The 17,983-nt window shown below is 68.2% G+C and carries 20 protein-coding genes; 7 read left to right on the plus strand and 13 right to left on the minus strand.

The genetic code is table 11. The features are described 5' to 3' along the window. Positions 1–30 precede the first annotated feature (30 nt). From ACIA75_RS25645 to ACIA75_RS25665, 5 genes are all read right to left on the minus strand, one after another. A complete protein-coding gene (locus ACIA75_RS25645) occupies positions 31–1,095 on the minus strand; it encodes a prenyltransferase (protein ID WP_397108252.1) in 1,065 nt (354 codons plus the stop codon). Beyond that, positions 1,082–1,813: a methyltransferase domain-containing protein gene (locus ACIA75_RS25650; protein ID WP_397108255.1), complete on the minus strand. Its 732-nt coding sequence runs from the start codon at positions 1,811–1,813 to the stop codon at positions 1,082–1,084. Before ACIA75_RS25650 ends, ACIA75_RS25645 begins: the two co-directional genes overlap by 14 nt. Further along, the gene (locus tag ACIA75_RS25655; protein ID WP_397108257.1) at positions 1,807–3,087 is read right to left on the minus strand and encodes a glycosyltransferase family 4 protein; all 1,281 of its coding nucleotides are present in this window, start codon (positions 3,085–3,087) and stop codon (positions 1,807–1,809) included. Before ACIA75_RS25655 ends, ACIA75_RS25650 begins: the two co-directional genes overlap by 7 nt. 2 nt (positions 3,088–3,089) lie before the next feature. Beyond that, on the minus strand, positions 3,090–3,959 hold the full coding sequence (locus ACIA75_RS25660; protein WP_397108259.1) for an LLM class F420-dependent oxidoreductase: 870 nt from the start codon (positions 3,957–3,959) through the stop codon (positions 3,090–3,092). Positions 3,960–4,022: 63 nt separating this feature from the next. Continuing rightward, positions 4,023–4,436 (minus strand): carboxymuconolactone decarboxylase family protein, encoded by a 414-nt coding sequence (locus ACIA75_RS25665; RefSeq protein ID WP_397108261.1) that lies wholly within the window; start codon positions 4,434–4,436, stop codon positions 4,023–4,025. A gap of 464 nt (positions 4,437–4,900) precedes the next feature. Here ACIA75_RS25665 and ACIA75_RS25670 point away from each other — a divergent pair, with 464 nt between their 5' ends. Genes ACIA75_RS25670 through ACIA75_RS25685 form a run of 4 tightly spaced genes read left to right on the plus strand, consistent with a single transcriptional unit; the run spans position 4,901 to position 8,609 of the window. Then, positions 4,901–5,107: a ferredoxin gene (locus tag ACIA75_RS25670; protein ID WP_397108263.1), complete on the plus strand. Its 207-nt coding sequence runs from the start codon at positions 4,901–4,903 to the stop codon at positions 5,105–5,107. 41 nt (positions 5,108–5,148) lie between these two features. Further along, complete coding sequence (locus ACIA75_RS25675; RefSeq protein WP_397108265.1) at positions 5,149–5,700, plus strand: nuclear transport factor 2 family protein; 552 nt, start codon at positions 5,149–5,151, stop codon at positions 5,698–5,700. 5 nt (positions 5,701–5,705) lie between these two features. Beyond that, the gene (locus tag ACIA75_RS25680; RefSeq protein ID WP_397108267.1) at positions 5,706–6,956 is read left to right on the plus strand and encodes a hypothetical protein; all 1,251 of its coding nucleotides are present in this window, start codon (positions 5,706–5,708) and stop codon (positions 6,954–6,956) included. Positions 6,957–6,998: 42 nt separating this feature from the next. Next, a complete protein-coding gene (locus ACIA75_RS25685) occupies positions 6,999–8,609 on the plus strand; it encodes an acyl-CoA synthetase (RefSeq protein ID WP_397108269.1) in 1,611 nt (536 codons plus the stop codon). A 13-nt stretch (positions 8,610–8,622) separates the two neighbouring features. On the opposite strand, the gene ACIA75_RS25690 is transcribed toward ACIA75_RS25685, so the two are convergent. Further along, complete coding sequence (locus tag ACIA75_RS25690; RefSeq protein ID WP_397108271.1) at positions 8,623–9,609, minus strand: helix-turn-helix transcriptional regulator; 987 nt, start codon at positions 9,607–9,609, stop codon at positions 8,623–8,625. Positions 9,610–9,671: 62 nt separating this feature from the next. On the opposite strand from ACIA75_RS25690, the gene ACIA75_RS25695 reads away from it, so the two are divergent. Together ACIA75_RS25695 and ACIA75_RS25700 are read left to right on the plus strand one after the other, a co-directional pair. Then, positions 9,672–10,259, plus strand: coding sequence for a DinB family protein (locus tag ACIA75_RS25695; protein ID WP_397108273.1), 588 nt, complete (start codon positions 9,672–9,674; stop codon positions 10,257–10,259). Continuing rightward, positions 10,256–10,717, plus strand: coding sequence for a VOC family protein (locus ACIA75_RS25700; RefSeq protein ID WP_397108275.1), 462 nt, complete (start codon positions 10,256–10,258; stop codon positions 10,715–10,717). The genes ACIA75_RS25695 and ACIA75_RS25700 overlap by 4 nt, the downstream gene beginning before the upstream one ends. 52 nt (positions 10,718–10,769) lie before the next feature. Here the strand turns inward: ACIA75_RS25700 and ACIA75_RS25705 are convergent, their stop codons facing one another. Next, entirely contained in the window at positions 10,770–11,435 is a 666-nt protein-coding gene (locus ACIA75_RS25705; RefSeq protein WP_397108277.1) for a class I SAM-dependent methyltransferase, read from the minus strand. A 187-nt stretch (positions 11,436–11,622) separates the two neighbouring features. Between ACIA75_RS25705 and ACIA75_RS25710 the strand changes: the two genes are divergently transcribed. Then, a complete protein-coding gene (locus ACIA75_RS25710) occupies positions 11,623–12,201 on the plus strand; it encodes a TetR/AcrR family transcriptional regulator (protein WP_397108279.1) in 579 nt (192 codons plus the stop codon). 27 nt (positions 12,202–12,228) lie between these two features. Here the strand turns inward: ACIA75_RS25710 and ACIA75_RS25715 are convergent, their stop codons facing one another. The 6 genes from ACIA75_RS25715 to ACIA75_RS25740 form a co-directional block, all read right to left on the minus strand. Next, a complete protein-coding gene (locus ACIA75_RS25715; protein WP_397108281.1) occupies positions 12,229–12,792 on the minus strand; it encodes a TetR/AcrR family transcriptional regulator in 564 nt (187 codons plus the stop codon). A gap of 389 nt (positions 12,793–13,181) precedes the next feature. After that, entirely contained in the window at positions 13,182–14,423 is a 1,242-nt protein-coding gene (gene mshC / locus ACIA75_RS25720) for a cysteine--1-D-myo-inosityl 2-amino-2-deoxy-alpha-D-glucopyranoside ligase (protein WP_397108283.1), read from the minus strand. Between the two features lie 167 nt (positions 14,424–14,590). Beyond that, on the minus strand, positions 14,591–15,397 hold the full coding sequence (locus ACIA75_RS25725; RefSeq protein WP_397108285.1) for an SCO1664 family protein: 807 nt from the start codon (positions 15,395–15,397) through the stop codon (positions 14,591–14,593). Continuing rightward, the gene (locus ACIA75_RS25730) at positions 15,394–15,978 is read right to left on the minus strand and encodes a DUF3090 domain-containing protein (protein ID WP_397108287.1); all 585 of its coding nucleotides are present in this window, start codon (positions 15,976–15,978) and stop codon (positions 15,394–15,396) included. Before ACIA75_RS25730 ends, ACIA75_RS25725 begins: the two co-directional genes overlap by 4 nt. A 123-nt stretch (positions 15,979–16,101) precedes the next feature. After that, entirely contained in the window at positions 16,102–16,803 is a 702-nt protein-coding gene (locus tag ACIA75_RS25735) for a histidine phosphatase family protein (protein ID WP_397108289.1), read from the minus strand. A gap of 85 nt (positions 16,804–16,888) precedes the next feature. After that, positions 16,889–17,824: an undecaprenyl-diphosphate phosphatase gene (locus ACIA75_RS25740; protein ID WP_397109086.1), complete on the minus strand. Its 936-nt coding sequence runs from the start codon at positions 17,822–17,824 to the stop codon at positions 16,889–16,891. Between the last annotated feature and the right edge of the window lie 159 nt (positions 17,825–17,983).

The raw sequence follows: 17,983 nt of genomic DNA on the forward strand, positions 1-17,983 counted from the left end.
GGTGGTCGTCCGGCCGCCCCGGGGGCTGCGCTATCCGCTGCTGACCGGCAACGGCACCGGCTGGGCCGGGGTCGCGTCGGCGGCGAGGTCGCGGAAGATACCGTTACCGGCGCTGGTGCGGGAAAGGGCGTCGGCGGCCAGGATCACCGCGGCACCGGTCCAGGTGGTGCGTTCGACCGGCCAGCGTTTTCCGTCGGCGTAGACCAGCCCGGTCCAATAGGATCCGTCGGTTTCCCGGAGATGCTGCATATTGGCGAACAACTGGTGGGCCCGGTCGCGATCGCCGAGAGCGTCCAGGGACAGCACCAGTTCGCAGGTTTCGGCGCCGGTCACCCAGGGCCGGTCCGAGACACAGCGGATACCGATATTGCCGACCACGAAGGTGTCCCAGCGTTCGGCGATCCGCGCCTGTCCGGCGGGCCCGCGTAACGCGCCGCCCAGGACCGGGTAGTACCAGTCCATCGAGTACCGGTCCTTCTCGGTGAACACCTCGGGATGCGCACGCAACGCGGTGCCGAGCCGGGCCCGGGCCTGTTCCCATTCCGGGTGCGGGTCACCCAGGTGACGCGCCAATTCCAGGGCGGCGCCGATACTGTGATACATGCTGGCCGAACCGGTCACCAGCGCTTCGGGCAGGACATCGGTGCCGTCGCGTAACCAGTAGATCTGACCCTGCTCGCCCTGGCAGTCGAGGACGAGGTCGATCGCCGCGCGGACCACGGGCCACATATCGGCCGCGAACGTGGTGTCACCGGTGACGGCGAGGTAGTGCCATATCCCGGTGGCGATATAGGCGCAGAAGTTGACGTCGGTGGCGGCGTTCTCGATCTCGCCGTCCCGGAACTGCATCGGCCATGACCCGTCGGGCCGCTGGGTGCGGGCCGACCAGGTGTAGGCGGCGACGGCCTCGTCGCGGAGCCCGGCGACGGTGAGCGCCATCGCGGATTCGATGTGATCCCACGGGTCGGTGTGGCCGCCGGAGAACCACGGGATGGCTCCCGAGGGTTCCTGTTCGGCGGCGATGGATTGTGCGGTCTGCAGACACTGGCGGCGGGTGAGAACCGAAGGTACCGACGGTAGATCAACCGGCGGCACGGGTCACCGCCGGTTTGCTGAAGTACAGGGCCACGCTCTTACCGATCAGCGGGTCGAGTGCCTTCTCGGCGGTCCGGGTGAGCAGCGGTTGTTTCATCATGTCCCACACCAGCATCCGATGATAGGCGCGGACCAGCGGATGATCCGGTTTGTGCACGCCGACCGCGCATTTGATCCACCAGTACGGCGAGTGCAGGGCGTGCACATGGGTGCGATGCGTATGCCGCAACCCGTGCGCGGTGATCTTGTCACGCAACTCGTCGGCCTTGTAGATGCGGATATGCCCGCCCTCGTTCGCGTGATACTCGTCCGACAGCGCCCAGCACACCCGTTCGGGCAGCCAGCGCGGCACGGTGACCACCAGCACGCCGCCCGGGCGCAACACCCGGACGAGTTCGGTGATGGCGGCATCGTCGGGCGGCACATGCTCCAGGATCTCCGAGGCGATGACGACATCGAATTCGCCCGCACCGTAGGGCAGGTCCAGGGCGTCGCCGTGCACGGCTTCGGCTTTCGCGCCCGCCGGGGCCTCACCCACCTTCGCCATGGCTTCGAACATGGTGGCGACACCCTCGAGTTCGGGAGCGTCCTGGTCGAAGGCGACCACATCGGCGCCGCGCCGATACGCCTCGAACGAATGCCGGCCGGCGCCGCAGCCCACATCGATCACCCGGGTTCCGGGCCCGATCCCGGCGCGGTCGAAATCGACGGTCAGCACGGTGCGCCTCCTGTGGTGGTGAGCTGGGCGGGTGTGCCCATCCGGCGGCCGGCGAACCGGTCGATCGCGTTCTGGTACACCTGCACGGTCTGCGCGGCCACCGATTCCCAGCTGAACACCGAGACGGCGCGGTCGCGGGCGGCGGCCTGCATCCGCTGCCGGATCTGCGGGGAGTCGAGCAGGCGGCCGATCACCCGGGCCAGTTCCGCGGAGTCGCCGGGCGGGGTCAGTTCCGCGCAGACACCGGCCTCGCCCACCACTTCCGGGAGGGCGCCGGTGCGGCTCACCACCAGCGGTGTCCCCGAGGCCATGGCTTCCACCGCGGGCAGCGAGAACCCCTCGTACAGGGACGGGATGCAGGCGATCTCGGCCGACGCGAGCAGTTCGGCGAGCTCGGTATCGGTCAGCCCGGAGCGGACGGTGACGATATCGGACAGCCCGAGTTCGGCGATCTGCTTCTCCGTGGGCCCGTTCGGTTCCAGTTTCGCGACCAGCTGCAGTTCCACCTTGTGGGTGACGCGCAACCGGGTGAGGGCCTGCAGCAGGTGCGTGATGCCCTTGAGGGGTTTGTCGGCGCTGGCCACGGCGACGATCCGGCCCGGGGCCCGCGGCCCGCGCGGCGCGAACAGGTCGGTGTCCACACCGAGCGGGACCACCTTCAACTGCGCCGGGTCGACACCGAAATCGTCGGCGATATCGGTCGCCGACGACGAGGACACGGTGAGCAGATCGGGGATCCGCCGGGCGATGCGCTGCTGCATGCCGAGGAATCCGTACCAGCGGCGCACCAGCGGTTTGCGCCGCCAGATCGCGGCCGCCAGATCGACCTCACGGTCCTTGGTGATGGGATGGTGCACGGTGGCCACCAGCGGCAGCCGCTGCGCGATATCGAGCAGCCCGCTGCCGAGGCACTGGTTGTCGTGCACCACGTCGAAATCCTGCAGCCGGTCCCGCAGCAGGCGGGCCGCGCGCAGGCTGAACGTGCGCGGTTCGGGGAATCCGGCCGTCCACATGGTGGCCAGTTCCAGGAGATCGATCCGGTCGCGGATTTCGCGCGGCCGGGGGGTGCGGAACGGGTCGTCCTCACGGTAGAGGTCGAGGCTGGGCACCTCGGTCAGAGTCACACGCGGGTCGAGGTCGGCCGGATAGGGCTGGCCGGAGAACACCTCCACCTCGTGGCCGAGTTCGGCCAGTCCGGCGCTGAGCCGGCGCACGTAAACCCCCTGCCCACCGCAATGAGGCTTGCTGCGGTAGGACAACAAGGCAATTCGCACGGCTAGCTGACCTCACGGGTGATCGAATTCATGCCCTGCAGTTTGCCAGCCAGCCGTTCGAGGTAGGCACGCACCTCCGGTTCCGGCTTATCGGGCAATCCGTACAGCACATCGGTCACCCCGTCGGCGGCCCAGGCGGCCAGCCGGTCGGCGTCGGGTTTGAAGTCCAGCGCCACCACCCGGGGGGCGCCGTCGCGGCCGGCGTCGGCCCAAGCCTTCTTCAGCGTCGCCAGACTGGCGGAGATGTCGTTCTCGCCCGGTGTGGTGATCCAGCCGTCGGCATGCTTCGCGATCCACGCGCAGGTGCGTTCGGTGCCCGCCGCGCCGATCAGCACCGGGACGGTGCGGTCGACCGGTTTGGGCCAGGCCCAGCTCGGCCCGAAGGTCACGAAGTCGCCGTCGTAGGAGGCTTCGTCCTCGCGCCACAGGGCGCGCATGGCCTCCAGGTATTCGCGCAGGGCCGTGCGCCGTTTGTTGCCGGGGATGCCGTGGTCGGCGAGTTCGTCGGTGTTCCAGCCGAAGCCGGCGCCGAGGGTGACCCGGCCGCCGGAGAGGTGGTCGAGGGAGGCGATGGTTTTGGCGAGGGTGATCGGATCGTGTTCCACCGGCAGCGCGACCGCGGTCGCGAGTTCGATGCGTTCGGTGACGGCGGCGGCCATGGCGAGCGCGACCCACGGGTCGAGGGTGCGCATATAGCGGTCGTCGGGGAGCGAGGCGTCACCGGTCTGCGGGTGCGCGGCTTCGCGTTTCACCGGGATATGGGTGTGTTCGGGGACGTAGAACGAGGAGAACCCGTGGTCCTCGGCCGCGCGGGCGGCCGCGGCGGGGGTGATCCCGCGATCACTGGTGAACAGAACGATGCCGAAACGCATACCTGTGCCTTGTCTGTGGTGGGTCGATCGGGCCGCGGTGGGGCGTCCCGGCGGATGTGGTGGTCAGCGACCGTTCCGGTCGGCTTTCTTCGCGGCCTTGGCGTGCTGGTCGATCTGGGCGCCGATCACGTGGTCGAGCGAGGTGCCCGCGGGCCAGCCGACGTAGTGGCACAGGAACAGGGAGATCTCGCGCAGCGCGGCGTCGTCGAGTTCGCCGTTTTTCAGCGCGGCGCCGATCTGGATTCCGGCGACGTCGAAGAGGCCCTGCGCGGTGAGCGCGCCGAGCAGCAGCAGCCGCCGGTCCCGCAGGGACAGCCCCGGGCGGGACCAGATATCGGCGAAGAGATGGTCGGCGGTGACGGCGAAATGGTCGCCGGGGCCGTCCTGGAATTCCCAGCCGTAGACTTCCGTCATCTTGGCCAGCCCGCGTTCGCGCACGGTAGGTTCGCTCGCCGCCTGGGGGGTGGGATCGCTCATGGTGCTCCTTCGGGCGCCGCAACAGCCGGCGAATGTGTCTGGACAGGTGTACGGAATATAATTCGGACGGTCTCCGCCACGCAAGAACGTGTTCTCGTCGGCCGGGTCGGATGACGGAAGACGCGCCGCTGGGGGCGCCATTCGCAAAATGCCCCGAACTTCGTGTCGGCTCTGGAAAAATCGCTGAATCGTTGTCGGACACACCTGTCAGTGGTAGCGTCCAGACACATGTCCAGCTATGTGTCTTCCCGAAGGGTTCGCGGTATGCGAACCGGGAAGAACTCGTTCTCGCTACGGGCGGGATCGCGACCGGCCGGAAGCGCGGCGAACCGGTCCCCCGGCGCCCGCCGGGTACTGCCGGATCCGGCGGCGCGGCCGCGGCACGCCCGCCCCGGACCCCGCCGCGACCGCGAGACCGGTACCGCGGCGCGCACCGCACACACGATGCCGAGGGAGCACACACCATGAAGATCGTGGCCGATATGGACCTGTGTCAGGGGCATGCCGTCTGCGCGGCCGAAGCGCCGGACATCTTCTCCGTACCCAAACGCGGTCAGGTCGAAATTCTCGATCCGGACCCGGGACCGGAGCACAAAGCCGACGTCGAGAGCGCCGTCCGCTACTGCCCCACCCAGGCGCTCCTGCTCGTTGCCGACAATTCGACCGACTGAACCACAGCCCACCAGGTTCTTTTCGAAAGGGAACAACACCGATGACAGGTTTCGACCGCGCCGAACTCGACGAGATGGTGCGCCGCTGGATCGCCGAGAACGAGCGCTGCGAAAAGCTGGGTGACTGGAAGCCACTGGCCGAGATGTACACCGAGGACGCCACCTACGGCTGGAACTACGGTCCCAAGGACGAGTTCATGGCGGTCGGCCGCGACGAGATCCGCGATCTGGCCCTCGGCCAGGAAATGGAAGGACTCGAAGGCTGGGAGTACCCCTACCAGCAGTTCGTGATCGATGAGCGCAGCGGCGACTGTATCGGCTTCTGGAAGCAGATGTACACCACCACCCCGCGCGAAGACGGCAGCCTCTACACGGTGAACGGGATCGGCGGCAGCTGGTTCCGGTACGGCGGCAACTACCAGTGGTCGTGGCAGCGCGACTTCTTCGATTTCGGGAACGTCTCGGCACTGTTCCTGGAGATGATGACGAACAAGGCGATGTCGGAGGGAATGAACCAGCGGATCGCGAAATCCACCGCGAGCCGGCTGCCCGGCTGGTACCGGATCGGCACCTCGCCGGCCTCTCTGTGGTGACCCCGATGACCGTACCCACCAGCCGGTTCCACGCACTGAGCCGGGACGCCCTGGCCGCGCTGGTCCCCGAGCTGCTGCTGTGCGGGCAGCTCATCGACCGGTCCGGGATGGCGCACTGTATCTCCGCCTTCGGCCGCGAGGGGATGGGCGAGGTCGCGATCGAGGAATGGCAGCTGGCCAGCCCGGTCTACACCCGCCGCATGCAACAGGCGCTCGGCTACACCGGTGACGATATCGTCACCATCTTCAAGGGCCTGCAGCTCGATATCGGGGCGCCGCCGCAGTTCATGGACTTCCGGTTCCGGGTCGACGACCCGAAACACGGCGAGTTCTGGCTCGACCACTGCGGCGCCCTCGCCGATGTGGAGCCTATGGGCGTGGACTACGTGAAAACCATGTGCCACGACATCGAAGACCCCACCTTCGACGCGACCGCACTGGCCACCAACAAGTACGCCCAGGTACGCCCGATCCACCGGCCGCCCCGCGAACCCGCCGGCCGGAATCCGGCGTGCGCGTGGACGGTGATCATCGACGAATCGCATACACCGCCGCAGGTTCCGCGCAACGCGCCGCTGGTCGCGGAGTCGGTGGCGGCACGGCTTCCGCTCGCCGATATAGATCCCGGCGACGAGGGCCGGGGTGACTACGGGGGGCCGCTGCTCAGCGATCTGCGGTTTCCCGATTTCTCCCACTCGGCACTGGTGCGGATCGCGGAAGAGGTGTGCCTGCAGCAGCATCTGCTGGTTCTCGGGTTCATGGTCGCGGTGCACGACCGCACCGACGACGATGCGGCACTGGAGATCGGGCGTAAACAGTTCACCGGGATCGCGGGGGTCGCCTCCGAACGGATCCGGGCCTGTTTGGGGCTCGGTGACGATATCGAGTCGCTCGCGCAGGTGCTGCGCGTCCATCCGGCGCTCAATCCCCTGCACTACACCGCTGTCGACGTCGAGTCCGGCAGTGGTGTCCTGCGGGTGCGGTTCCCCGGTGCCAGCGGTGCCCTCACCGATCGCAGCTGGATGTCGATGATCGACCCGGATCATCTCGGCCCGCTGGATTCCCTGGTCCGGGGCGTGAACCCGCGCTTCCGGAGCCGGGTCACCCAGAGCGGTCCGGACGGCTGGACCGCCGAGATCACCGCGGCCGACGAGCCCTTCAAGGAGGCCCCCGAGGTCGCGATCACCCGGTTCAGCACCGGGGTCGACTTCCACTTCACCGATCGCGGAATACCGCTTCCCCTCACTGTTCTCTGACTCTCCCGGCCCGGGAGAATCCGCCGGCACCGCAGGATTGATATGGCCAATAATTTCGCCGACCTGTTCGAACACTCCGTCGACGCCATGCCCGACCGAATCGCGCTGATCGAACAGGGCCGGCGCATCACCTACCGGGAACTGGACGAGCGGGCCAACCGGCTCGCTCACCATCTGGCGTCTGCAGGCGTCCGACGGGGCACCCACGTCGGGTTCCAGATGCACAACAGCATCGACACGATGCAGACACTGATCGCCTGCTTCAAACTGGCCGCCGTACCGATCAATATCAACTTCCGGTACGGGCCGAGCGAACTCGCCTACCTCTACGACAATGCCGACCTCGAACATCTCGTGTACCACGCCTGTTACGGGGACGCGGTCCGCGCGGCGGCGCAGCAGTCGCCGCGGCTGAAATACCTGCTGTGCGCGGCAGACGACCGGACCGCGGCGGATCCGGGGGTGGACTGCCTGGCCGAGGTCACCGCCGCCGCTCCCGCGACCCGGCCCGATATCGCCCGCACCGCCGACGATCTCTTCGTCATGTACACCGGCGGCACCACCGGTATGCCGAAAGGCGTGCTGTGGCGGCAGGAGGATATGTGGCGGGTCCTCGGCGGCGGTATCGACTTCTACAGCAACGAACCCGTCGCCGACGAATACCAGCAGTCGCGTACCGGCGCGGCCGGTGAACCGTCCATCTGGATGATCCTGCCGCCGCTGATGCATCTGGCCGCCATGATGCCGACATTCATCGCGCTGTGGTCCGGCAACTGTGTGATCTTCGAACCGCATTTCGACGCGGCCACGGTCTGGCAGACGGTGGCCGCCGAACGCCCAGGGGTCATGGTGATCACCGGTGACGCCATGGCCCGCCCGCTCATCGACTCCTACCGCGCCGACCCGGTCGACGCGACCGGCCTGTTCATGATCGCCTCCGGCGCGGCGCTGCTCACCCAGCCGACCAAGAACGCCCTGCTGGACCTGATGCCGAACCTGTTCGTCTCCGATTCCATCGGCTCCTCCGAAACAGGTTTCGGCGGAATCGGTTTCGCGCAGCGCGACGACGACCCATCCCGGAAGCCCCGGGTGTCGATCGGCCGCGGCGCGGTGGTGGTCGACGACGACGGGCGACCGGTGCAGCCCGGCGACGAGGGCTGGCTGGCGAAAACCGGGTCGGTGCCGCTCGGCTACTACAAGGACGAAGCGAAGACCGCGAAACTGTTCAAAGTGGTCGACGGGCAGCGGATCGTGGTCACCGACGACCGGGCGCGGCTGGAGGACGACGGCACCATCAGCTTGATCGGCCGCGGCAATATGGTGATCAACACCGGCGGGGAGAAGGTGTTCGCCGAGGAGGTCGAAGGCGTCGTGAAATCCCATGCCGCCGTGTACGACGCCACCGTGATCGGAGTGGATCATCCGCGCTGGGGCCAGCAGGTGGCCGCGGTCGTGAGCCTGTCCGCGGATGCGGGCGGGGTGCTGGATCTGCCCGATCTGCAATCCCATATCCGCCGCCACCTCGCGGGGTACAAGGTACCGCGCGCGATCTGGGTCACCGCGACGATCACCCGGTCGCCCAGCGGCAAACCCGACTACACGTGGGCCCGGAAGTACGCCGCGGAACGCGCACCCGACTACCGCGCCGACTGACCGGCCGGCGGCTTCACGGAGCCGGCACATCCGGGGCCGCGGCCGCCCCGGCCGCCCGCAGTCGCCGCGCCAGGATATGACAGCGGGTGGCCAGCTCCGGCGGGTCGAGCACCTCGAAATCGTGTCCCAGCAGGAGCATATGCATGAGTACGGGATCGAGGTCGGCGGCGCCGCTGAGTACCTCGCAGCGTTCAGCGCCGCGCGGCCGGACAACGGCCGCGGTTGCCGGTATCTGGGCGCGGACGGTGTCCGCGGCCGCGTGCACGAGAAAACGGGCACGCTGCGGGTAGACCCGGCTCGCCACCCCCTCCTGCACATACGGCGCCGCGTCCGGCGCCGGGCGCGGGCGGAAACGCCAGGTCCGGGAGGCGACGCCGGTCATCCGGTCGACGCGGAAGGTGCGCCAGTCGTCGCGATCGAGGTCGTAGGCGAGCAGATACCAGCGCCGGTCGGAGGCGACCAGACGGTACGGCTCGACCCGCCGGCGTTGTGTCCGATTCCCGGACGGGTAGTCGAAGCCCGCCTCGACCTCGTCGCGGCACGCCCGGGCCAGCGTCATGAGGGCCTCGGAGTCGACCGGCTGATGGCCGGTGCCGAACGCCTCCACCGAACCGGCCAGTGCGCGCACCTCGTGCCGCAGCCGCGCGGGCAGCACCCGGTCGAGTTTGGTCAGCGCCCGCAGGGCGGCGTCGCCGGTGACCGCGCCCCCCGCACCCATGAGCAGCGAGACCGCGGTGGCGATCGCTTCCTCGTCGTCGAACAGCAGTGGCGGCAGATCCTGTCCCGGACCCAGCCGGTAACCGCCGCCGACGCCCTGACCCGCGTACACCGGATAGCCGAGTGCGCGCAGCCGCTCGACATCACGCCGGATCGTGCGCGGCGTGACCCGGAGCCGGCCGGCGAGCTCGGGTCCGGTCCACACCCGCCGCTGCTGCAGCAGGCCCAGCAGGGTCAGCACCCGTTCGGTCGTACCCCGCTCGTCACCGTCTCCCGCGTCCACATCGCCCAGCCTGCCAGAGATAGCGGACCGATCCTGTCCGCCAGGGATGCCAGGGTGAGGTTATGGATACCGACGAACTCGATTGGAACCGGACCTTGCGCGAGCAGGTCGAGTTCCACTGGAACCATCAGGTCCGCGAGCGGCTGCACGGCCTCACCGACGACGAGTACTTCTGGTCCCCGGTACCGGAGCCGTGGAGCGTGTGGCCGCGCGGCACCTCGACCGCGCCGATACAGGGCGGCGCCGGCGACTTCACAATCGACTTCGCCTTCCCGGAACCGGTGCCCACGCCGTTCACCACGATCGCCTGGCGACTGGGCCATGTGATCGTCGGCGTGCTCGCCATGCGCAACGCGGCGCATTTCGGCGCGCCCGCCGCCTCGTACGAGAGTTGGGAGTACGCCGGCGATGCGGCCACCGCGCTGGACCAGCTCGACACCCAGCTCGGCATCTGGCTGGCGGGGGTGCGCGCCCTCGGCGACGCCGGGCTGCGGGTTCCGGTAGGCCCGAAGGAGCCCTACCCCGAAGCATCCACGGCGGATCTGGTGCTACATATTCACCGCGAACTGATCCACCATCTGTCCGAGGTCTGCCTGCTGCGCGATCTGTACCTGCACACGCACCCCGTCACGAACGGAGAAACCCGATGAGCCGCCCTGTCCAGATCACTTTCGACGCCCACGACCCGAAGGCACTGTCGACCTTCTGGCGCGATGTCCTCGGCTACGTCCATCCCGGTCCGCCCGGAGTCGACCTGCCCGCGGACGCCGACCCGCTGGCCGCGTGGGATGAGTTCCTCGCCGGTATCGGGGTGCCGCCCGAACAGCGGAATACGCGGTCGGCCATCGAGGATCCGGAGGGAAACGGGCCGCGACTGTTCTTCCAGCAGGTGCCGGAGGACAAGATCGCCAAGAACCGCGTCCACCTCGACGTCCGCGCGGCTCCGGGTTTGCAGGGCGATGAGCGGATGGTGGCACTGGAGGAGGAATGTGCCCGGCTGGTTGCGCTGGGAGCGACCCGGGTCCGCCGTTTCGAGCCTGCCCCGCCGATGGAGGCCGGCTTCATCGTGATGACCGATCCCGAGGGCAACGAGTTCTGCCTGGACTGACTCCGGCCGGGCCGGGCGCCGGTATACGCCCCGTCCGGTCCGGTGCCACCGGTCAGTCTTCGGAGGACTCGGCAATCCGTTCGAGTATGCGCAGCGAACTGGTCACCGAGACCTCGCGGAATTCGCCGCTGTCGAGGGCCCGGCGGTAGATGCCGTAGGGCGCCTGGCCGCCGTCGGCGGGGTCGGGGAACACATCGTGGATGGCGAGGCCGCCACCGGGGACGACCCATTTCGCCCAGCCGCGGTAGTCGCGGTCGGCGGCTTCCTCGGTGTGCCCGCCGTCGATGAACAGGAACTCGATCGGGGTGCGCCAGCTGGCGGCGACCTGCGCGGAGGCGCCGACGACGGCGATCACGGTATCGCTGAGTCCGGCGGTGTCGATGGTGTGCCGGAACCGGGGCAGCGTGTCGAACCGGCCGGTGACCGGGTCGACCAGGGTGGTGTCGTGGTACTCCCAGCCGGGCTGGTGTTCCTCGGAGCCGTGGTGGTGATCGACGGTGAACACGACCCCGCCCGTCGCGCGGGCGGCGGCGCCGAGCAGGACGGCAGATTTACCGCAGTAGGTGCCGATCTCGGTGATCACGCCGCCGCGGCAGTACTTCACGGCGGCGGCGTGCAGGGCGCGGCCCTCCTCCTCGGGCATGAATCCGGTGGCGCGGCGGGCATGGTCGAACAACTGCTCGTCGGTCAGCGGCTGAGTGGGGGCTGGCAAGGGCATCGAGCATCCTTCGAAAACAGGTATATGGGGTCCGCGGCGGCCGCAGCGAAGGCGGAGTACCGCATCGTCGCAGTGCGGTACCTCTTCCCGAAATCACCTCCGGCCTGACGGTGATCGACACTACTCGACGGGCCGTGGGCTGCTGGTCGGTTGATCCGGCACGGTACCGACACTACTATCTAGACACATGTCCGAAGGCGATTCCAGAATTCTCGAGGCCACCCGGCGCCGGCTGAGCGGAAAGCAGGCGGACACCGTCGACAAGCTCACCAAGGCCGCCATGGAAGTTCTGGCGCGGGAGGGCTTCGCCGGACTGACGATACGGATGGTCGCCGGCGCGGCCGGCGTCGGCACCGCCACCGCGTACACCTACTTCTCCTCGAAAGAACACCTGGTCGCGGAGATCTTCTGGCGTCGCCTCCGATCCTCGGAAACCCCGGTCAGTGCAGACGCCGACCCCACGGTGCGGGTGCTCGCCGAACTGCGCGGTATCGCGCTGCTGGTCGCCGACGAACAGGAACTGTCCGGGGCGGTCACCAGTGCGCTGCTGGGCCGCGACCCCGACGTTCAGCATCTGCGCACCCGGATAGGGATCGAGATCCGCGAACGCCTCACCCGCGCCCTGGCACCCGAAACCGATCCCGACACCGTCGAATCGCTGGAACTGCTGTACGCGGGGGCGCTGGTGCGCGCCGGGATGGGCTACGAATCCTATGCCGATATCGCCGACCGGCTGGAAAGCGCCGCGTTGCTCGTCCTGAAATAACACCCACTGCCCGGAAACGACGGCGAACTAACCGTCGGTGGCCGGAGGCCGCACATGGGAGTAGACCAGGCGGGCGTATTCGCCGAGCAACTGCTCCAGGCGCACCTGCTGGCCGGCCGCCACCATCTGCTGATATCCGATCAGCATCGCCATCCCCAGTTCCGTATCGACCGCGGCGATCGCCTCGTCCCCGACCACACCCAGGATGGTCCGGTGCACGGTCCGCCGGCGCGATTCGTCGACCCGCTTCAGCGCCACACCCACCGATTCGTCGTTCGCCGCCCACGCCCGGATCGCGGCCTCGGCCCGATGATGCAGGCCCAGCGTCAGCTCCGACAGCGCCCGGATCGCCCGGTCAGGGGTGGACGGGTCGAACCGCAGCGAACGCAGGATCAGCACCTGCCGGTTCTCCCAATGTTCCAGCAGCGCATCCACATACGACTGCCAGCTACCGAAATGGTGGTAGAACGAGCCACTGGTCACCCCCAGCCGGCGGCACAGCACACCGATATTCAGATGCCGGAAACCGAGGTCGGACAGAACCTCCAGGCCGGTGTCGAAATAGTTGTCCTTACTCACGATACGAGACATACGGCGCCGATCTGCTCGATGAACGGGTGAGGATCTCGAGCATCGAACAGTACCCCATCGGCGAAACGGGGCCATCGGTCGTTGTGACGGTTCACGGTTCGGAAGCGGCCGTGAAAGGTACTGCGCCCGAACCGGCATGAGCGAGTCAGGCCCGGAGGCGGCAATGCGATACTCCGCCTGCACTTCGGCCTCCGCCGGGCGATTCCGGTGTCGGTCAACGCCGTCCGGTCGGGTCGGCGGGGACGATCGCGGTCGACACCAGGCGTAGATGAGGACGCCGCCCATCATGATGGGCTCCAGGAAGAGCGGTGGCGCCGACAGCAGGCCGGAGGTGGTGTGTTGACCGGTCACCGGTCTCGTTCATGCTGCATCGACACCGCATGAACGGGTCAGATCAGGCGCACACCGAGCAGGGCGTCGACGGCGGTGGCGATCTCCGCGCCAGCAGCCGGGTCGCTGCCGCCGTATTCGAGGGTGTCGCGCACCCACGCGTCGACCGCGGCGAGCGCGCGCGGCGTATCGAGATCGTCGGCCAGATGGGTGCGCAGCCGGGCAACGGTATCGCCCGCTGCCGGCGCTGCCCGGACCGCGACCGCGCGCCGCCAGCGGTCCAGGCGGGCCTCCGCGTCGGCGAGGACACTGTCGGTCCACATCCGGTCGGCGCGGTAGTGGCCCGCGAACAAGCCCAACCGGATCGCCGCCGGATCCACACCCGCGGCCCGCAGCTTCGACACCAGCACCAGATTGCCCTTGGACTTCGACATCTTCTCGCCGTCCAAACCGATCATCCCGGTGTGCACATAGTGGCGGGCGAACCGGCGGCCGGCCACCAGCGCCTCACCGTGCGCGGCCGAATACTCGTGATGGGGGTAGATCAGATCACTGCCGCCACCCTGGATATCGAACTCGGTACCCAGCCGGTTCACCGCGATCGCCGCGCATTCGATATGCCATCCGGGCCGGCCCGCACCGAACGGCGCCGGCCAGGACGGTTCGCCCTCGCGTTCGGCCCGCCACAGCAGCGCGTCCAGCGGGTCACGTTTACCGGGGCGGTCCGGGTCGCCACCACGTTCGGCGAACAGCCGCGCCATGGTGTCGCGGTCGTAGCCCGATTCGTACCCGAACTGCTCGGTGGCGTCGGTCCGGAAATAGATATCCGGGAACTCCGGATCCTCCACGGTGTAGGCGGCGCCCGACGCCAGCAGTTTGCGCACCAGCTCGACCACCTCGTCCACCGATTCGATGGCGCCCACGTACTCGCGCGGCGGCAACACCCGCAGCGCCGCCATATCCTCCCGGAACAGTTCGATCTCGCCGGTCCCCAGATCCCGCCAGTCGACACCGTCGCGGGCGGCGCGTTCGAACAGCGGATCGTCGACATCGGTGACGTTCTGTACGTAGTGCACCTCGTGCCCGGCATCACGAAGCAGCCGGTTCACCACATCGAAGGTCAGATAGGTGGCGGCGTGGCCGAGATGGGTGGCGTCGTAGGGGGTGATACCGCAGACGTACATGGTCGCCGTCGCACCGGGGGTCACCGGCCGGATACAGGAGTCGGCAGTGTCGTGCAAACGTAACGGTGGCCCTGCTCCGGGGACCGCGGGAATCGGGGTGTCGGACCAGGACTGCATACCTTCGAGAGTAGAGGTCGGTACCGGCCGGGCCCCGCCCGGCCCGGTACCACCGCCCGTACCGCGGGCGGCGGCAGGCTGCGGACCTGCACGAATCGGGCGGTGCGGGGAAGGCAACCGTTGCCGTCAGGCCGAGCGAATCATCGGATGAACCGCTCGGACCGGATTCAGAACGCCGGCCACGGAATGGGGCGCGAGGTGGCCGGTAACGGCATCACCGGATCGTCGAGCAACCGTTTGGCACGACGCAGCAGCGCGTCGATCTCGGTATCGGTCAGGTGCTCCGCCAGCCGGTCGGCCGGATCCCCGGGCAGGGTGTCGGTGAAGGCACCGATATCGGCGAGCAGATCCGCCGGGATCGGTTCACCCGCCCACCCCCACAGGACGGTGCGCAGTTTGTTCTCCCGGTGCAGGCAGATGCCGTGGTCGACGCCGTACACACCGCCGTCGACCCCCTCCAGCGCATGGCCGCCCTTACGGTCGGCATTGTTCAGCAGCACGTCCAGCACCGCCATCCGCAGCAGCCGCGGATCGTCGGCGTGCACCAGCGAGACCTCGTCTCCGGCGCCGTCGTAGGCGCGCAGGATCTCCCGGTAACCGTCCGGCACCAACCCCGCCGGGCACAGATCCACCAGGTCCAGCCGGGTACTGCCCGGTTCGGCGGGCTCGCGGCTGGTGATCCAGCGCTGCACCATCCCGGGACCGTACGGCCCGTCCCGCAACACCGTTTCCGGGATCACCGGCCACCCCAGTGCGGTGGCGATCAGATACGACGCCACCTCCCGGCCCGCCAGCGTGCCGTCGGGAAAATCCCACAGCGGCTGCTCGCCACGCACCGGCTTGTACACCACCCGCACGGCACCGTCACCGGCGTCCAGATCGCACACCAGGGTCACGTTGCTGGCGACACCCACCCGGCCCAGCACCGTCAGTTCACCGGCGGACAGCGCGTCCCCGGGATCGGGCACGCTCACTCCTCCAGGTCATTCGCGCCGAACAGTTCACCGCGCTTGTACCCGTTGGTGCGGACACACATATGCCCGCGCGCGGACAGCGGTTCCCCGCACAGCGGGCACGGCGGCCGGCCGGCGGCGATGACCCGGGTGGACCGCAGCGCGAACTCCCGCGCCTGATCCGGGGTGAGGAACACCCGCACGGCGTCGGGGCCTTCCTCGGTGTCGTCGAGAACCACCGATTCGTCGACCTCGGTCTCGGTGATCGCCAGCAACTCCACCACCACGGCGTTCGCGTCGGCATCCCAGCCCAGGCCCATTGTGCCGACCCGGAATTCGGCGTCGATCGGGGTCACCAGCGGATCGTTGTCGCCGACCTGCTCGGCCTGCGGCGGCACCTCGGCCCCGAACCGGCGCGCCACCTCGTCCAGCAGCAGACCCATCCGGTCGGCGAGCACCTTCACCTGCTGCTTCTCCAGCAGGACGCTCACCACCCGGGGTTCCTCCACTGCCTGCAGGTAGAACGCGCGATCGCCCGGCTCACCGACAGTTCCGGCGACGAAACGTTCGGGGGTGCGGAATACATGGATGGCTCGTGACACATGCACCTCCTGATACGTGACCCTGTTCGGCTGCGGTGCTCCGCTGTACCGGTTCCCGGCACACACGCCGATTCGCCCGACGCCGCCGAGCGGTGGCACATCCGCCGGTATCGGGCATACCCATTATCCGTCTTTCCTTCCCGCCCCGATCTCGCCGCCCGGCACCGGGCCGGAAGTCCCGGATTCGGCGGCCGGCGCGGGCGCCAGACCGGAAAGATCCGAACCGGTGTCGTTCATCCGTGCGACGAACGGCGCGGTCCGGGTATAGCGGACAACACTGAGTGACGCGGGTTCGACCATGATCCGCTGGAACCCGTCGAGATGGATCCCGAGCGCATCGGCCAGCACCGCTTTGATCACATCACCGTGGGTACACGCCACCCACAGCCGATCCCCGTCGTGCAACTCCGCCAGCGCACGATCGTGTTCCCGGATCGCCGATACGGCACGCGCCTGTACCTGCGCCAGCCCCTCCCCGCCGGGGAAAACCGCCGCCGACGCGTGCCGCTGCACGACCTGCCACAGCGGCTCCTGCAGCAGATCCTTGATCTTGCGTGCGGTCCACTCGCCGTAGTCGACTTCCGCGAGCCGGTCGTCGACCACCGCTTCCAGTTCCAGATCGGCTGCCAGCGGCGACACCGTGCGCTGGCAGCGCAGCATCGGCGAGGTCACGATCCGGGTGATCGGCAGACTCCCGAGCCGCGCGGCCACCGCCCGGGCCTGTTCGCTGCCCCGGTCGGTGAGTTCCACCCCCGGACTGCGTCCCGCGAGAGTGCCGGCGGTATTGGACGTCGACACACCGTGTCGCAGCAGGATCACCGTCATGCTGCCAGCCTAATGGCCGCCGCCGGGTACCCGGCGGCGGCGAACCCGCCCGCGATCCCGATCCGGGCCACCCGATCCGCAGCGATCATGTCGCCGACACGACCCCACCGGCGAGCAAACCGATGATCACGAAGCCCAGCACGATCCGATACCCGACGAACCAGTAGAACGAATGTTTCTCCACGAACCGCAGCAGCCATGCCACCGACGCATATCCGACCACGAACGAGATCAGCGTCGCCACCAGCAGTTGCGGGCCCGACGCGTTCAATCCCTCACCGGCCGGCTCGAACGCGTCCGGCAGACTGAACAATCCCGACGCGGTCACCGCGGGAATCGCCAGCAGGAACGAGAACCGCACCGCAGCCTCCCGTTTCAACCCGAGGAACAGGCCCGCGCTGGAGGTCGCGCCCGACCGCGAGACACCCGGAATCAACGCCAGGCACTGCGCGAAACCCATCACCAGACCGTCCCGGGTGGTGAGCTGCTCCAGCGGGCGCTCTTTCGGGCCGAAATGCTCCGCGGCCGCGATCACCAAGGCGAAAACGATCAACATGATCGCCACCAGCCACAAATTGCGTGCGCCCGTGCGGATCTCGTCCTTGAACACGAAACCCAGCACCCCGATCGGGATGGTGGCGATGATCACATACCAGCCCATCCGGTAATCGAGTTCACGCTGAGCCTCGGCCTCGGGGTCGTACCCGAACGGCCCGGATCCCGTAACGACCGGAAGTTTCGTGGTGACCTGCTCACTCACCGGCACCGTCTCCCGGGAACGCGCCGTCAGCTTCTCGAACACCGTCGCGAACCACACGCACACGATGCGCCAGATGTCCTTGGCGAAGAACAACAGCACCGCCGCTTCGGTACCGAGCTGGGTGACCGCAGTGAACGACGCACCCGCATCCTCACCGAAGAACACCGACGACACGATCCGCAGATGCCCCGACGACGAAACCGGCAGGAATTCCGTCAAACCCTGCACCAAACCGAGCACCAATGCCTGCAACCAGGTCATCGCCTCGCCAACCACACATCCTCCTGAACCACGCCGAAAACCCGCTCCGCCTTCGCGCTTACGCCAACCCAGCCCACTGCACGGTCCACCGGCGATCGACCGCAGCGACCCTACAACGCCGGCCCCGGACCGTGCGCGGCGACCGGGCCCGCCGGGGAC

It is taken from the genome of Nocardia sp. NPDC051750, assembly GCF_044453135.1.
Classification (GTDB): domain Bacteria; phylum Actinomycetota; class Actinomycetes; order Mycobacteriales; family Mycobacteriaceae; genus Nocardia.